This is a genomic window from Peribacillus sp. NPDC058002 (genome assembly GCF_042886655.1).
Taxonomy (GTDB): Bacteria; Bacillota; Bacilli; order Bacillales; family DSM-1321; genus Peribacillus; species Peribacillus aracenensis.
On the sequence record NZ_JBHVQU010000445.1, the window covers coordinates 1 to 1880 of the forward strand.

The window sequence follows — 1880 nt, forward strand, 5'->3', positions numbered from 1 at the left end:
GCTATGAAGTGTATTTGACGGATGAAGTCGAGTTATATGGAACGATGCCATTTTTCAACCGTGAAGTGGAAATGAAATTGACTTTTGAACCAATTGCCCAAAAAAATGGGGATTTGATCTTAAAGCAAAAATCAATTGCAGTCGGAAAAATGAACCTTCCTGTTTCATATGTAATGAATTTAATAAATGAGCGTTATAACATGCCGGATTGGGTTAGCATCAGTCCCAATGACGAAAGTATTTATGTGTCATTACAGGATATGGAACTGAAAAGTGATATTAGGGTGAAGGCGAAAGAATTCGACCTTAAAAATGATGACATTTCATTTTTATTGACCATCCCATCATCTTTACAGTGATAGCGACTAAATGGAAGAAAGACCAGGTTAGATGTGTTAAGTATTTGATGATAAAAGGACCACGCATTTTAGATATGCCTAAAATGTGTGGTTCTTTTTTTACGCCCCCTTTGGTTGAAAAAACCTTAAACCTTGATTATTTAGATGACTTATCAATTTCTGAGATAAAGTAAGAGATAAGAGAAGACTTTTAAAGTTTATTTTAATCACAAGAAATATCAAATAAATGAAATGGGTCCCACTTATAATTACAGTTAGAGGTGAATTATATGAATATACAAATTATGATTGATTGGATTGAAAACCATATAAAATATAAATTTTCCTTAGATGAACTTGCCGATGATCTGGGATACTCGCCTTATTATTGCTCGTTTAAATTCCACCAAATGACAGGTATAAGTATTAGGCGCTATGTGCTCCTTAGAAGGCTTTACACAAATGATTTATAATTGGTAAGAGAATAATTGATACTGCTTTTGATTATGATTATTCTTCGCAAGAAGCATAAAGTAGAGGGTTTAAAACTGTTTTTGGCATTAGTCCTAGATAATTTCAACTTAACAGGATGCCTGTTCAATCATTCAATAAGCTCACTATTCATAAAAATAAAGGGTGGTGCAGAATGGATTTTTCAAGAAAAATCGAAGTTGATCAAATACACGGCCAACAAAGAGAGTTGTTTGACGAATATGTACTCAATATATTGAATGGCCAAGCTATGTATGATGAGTTTAAAGATAAAAAACTAATGAGGAATACAGACTATGCCCCATTTAACGAAGCTATGTGTGTAAATACAACTACTAAGAACATTTTTAATGAGGAATTCATAAAAACAAGAGCGATAGGACACCATGAATTAGTTGAAAATTATATCGACAAGGTAATTAATCCATTAAATAATCTATTTAACAAAGATTATGTATGCATCGTTTTGTGGTTTGGTGAAGATATGTTTTGCCAAATGAATCTTCTTACAATCCTTGCTTACCTTGAACAGGCCGATTATAGCGGTAGAGTGTTCTTGAACAGTTTTAGAGAGGATGAATTTAAAGTAAGGCAAACTGAACTTAGATTAGGCAACTATTTAACGGTATATGAAGATGTATTATTAAATCATACAAAAACATCAATTGAAGTATTGCCAGTAATGTATCAGGCAATAGACATATATTTAGAAATGTTAAATGAAGATAATCCAGTTACAAATTATATATCTAAAAATAAAGGCCTGCCAGAACCACAATTGATTAACAAGTTATTTATCCACTTCCCAACAATAGGATATGGCGATTTACAGTATAAAACACTTATTAGTAAAATTAAATAACAGCCCTCTCCTAGAAGGAACGAATATCTGTTCTTATGAATCATCAAGTCCATTAAATACAGGGGACTTAGAGATTCGATTGAAATGTCAAATATTGGTTGTGGGCAAAGGTGAGTTACCTTACTATTTCCTTATGGCTGTTTTCGCATACTTTGTTGCTATTTACCAAGTAAAGCGGTGTGGTTGAT

The 1880-nt window shown here is 32.4% G+C and carries 1 protein-coding gene and 1 pseudogene; both read left to right on the plus strand.

The window, feature by feature from the left end; genetic code table 11:
- Positions 1–359 (plus strand): YpmS family protein (locus ACFVSH_RS26135; protein ID WP_387708709.1); only part of this gene is annotated, 359 nt, incomplete at its 5' end.
- A 269-nt stretch (positions 360–628) separates the two neighbouring features.
- Positions 629–1692, plus strand: a pseudogene (locus ACFVSH_RS26140) (helix-turn-helix domain-containing protein).
- The last annotated feature ends 188 nt before the right edge of the window (positions 1693–1880 follow it).